Source organism: Streptomyces sp. NPDC015139, from assembly GCF_043079785.1.
In the GTDB taxonomy this organism is placed as follows: Bacteria; Actinomycetota; Actinomycetes; order Streptomycetales; family Streptomycetaceae; genus Streptomyces; species Streptomyces albidocamelliae.
Map to the genome: position 1 here is coordinate 1 of NZ_JBIBUW010000074.1, position 1,070 is coordinate 1,070.

A 1,070-nucleotide genomic window follows, 5' to 3' on the forward strand; every position below is an offset into this window, starting at 1 on the left:
GCTAACGAGCTCGTGCATGGTTGGCGCTGGCACGTCGAGACCTTGATCGTCGATCATGGTCTGTGTGGTGGGGAACCGGACGCGTTCAGCGGTCCTTCGCAGTCAGCAGATCACCGGACTGAGTCCAGATGTGATCGCCGAACTCGTAGCGGAGATCGGCCCGTTGTGGCACGAGCGGCACCAGGCGGCACTCGCCTCGCGTCCCCGCCGACGAGCTGTCGGCGCCGGTGCCAAGCACAAGCTCGTCTTCGTCGACCGGCTCCTGGCCACGCTGATTCACCTCCGCCATGGCGCCACCCACGACGTACTGGCCTGCTGGTTCGATGTAGATCGCTCCACCATCACGCGTGCGATCGGTGAAGTGCGGCCGCTGCTGGCCCAGCGGGGCTGCACCATCGCTCCCGGCCGTCGGCTCCGCTCGCTCGCCGAGGTGGTCGACCACCTCGGCGAAAACCAGCAGACCGGGATCATCGACGGCACCGAGATCCGCGTCCGCCGCCCGGCTGCCGGACGCAAGGACCGGGACAAGTTCATCTCGGGGAAGAACAAGCAGAACGCCGTCAAGTCCATGGTCTTCACGGACGCTGACGGCCGCCTCCTGTATTGCAGCCCGGCTGAGCCCGCGAGCTGTGCGGACATCACTCATGCCCGCAAGTTAGGGCTGGTCAGGCTCCTGACCGACGGTCCCGCGGTGGAGATCCTCGCGGATGCCGGCTACCAGGGCCTGGGTGCTCAGACCGGCGGACGCGTGGTGACCCCGCCACACCGCAAGTTCAAAAAGAACGCCCCGGACTGGTACGAGGAGATCCATGAACAGCGGCGCAGGGCCCACTCCTCACGCCGGATCCGCGTCGAGCACGGCATCGCTCACCTGAAGAACTGGCGAGCCCTCGCCCGCCACCACGGTCGTCGTGAGCACATGAGTGACATCATCCAGGCGGTCGCTGCACTGCTCTCTCACCAGCAGGCCGCCACCCTCGAGATCGATACACAAGGGTGAACCGGACCAGTTCGCACCCCGCGACGTGCCAGCGCCAACCATGCACGAGCTCGTAAGGCTTGTCCCGTAA

General features: G+C 66.1%; 1 protein-coding gene. It reads left to right on the forward strand.

What is annotated here, in order from left to right:
• Positions 1-130 precede the first annotated feature (130 nt).
• Positions 131-1,000 (forward strand): transposase family protein, encoded by an 870-nt coding sequence (locus ACF08B_RS41675; RefSeq protein ID WP_392322235.1) that lies wholly within the window; start codon positions 131-133, stop codon positions 998-1,000.
• Positions 1,001-1,070: the final 70 nt, after the last annotated feature.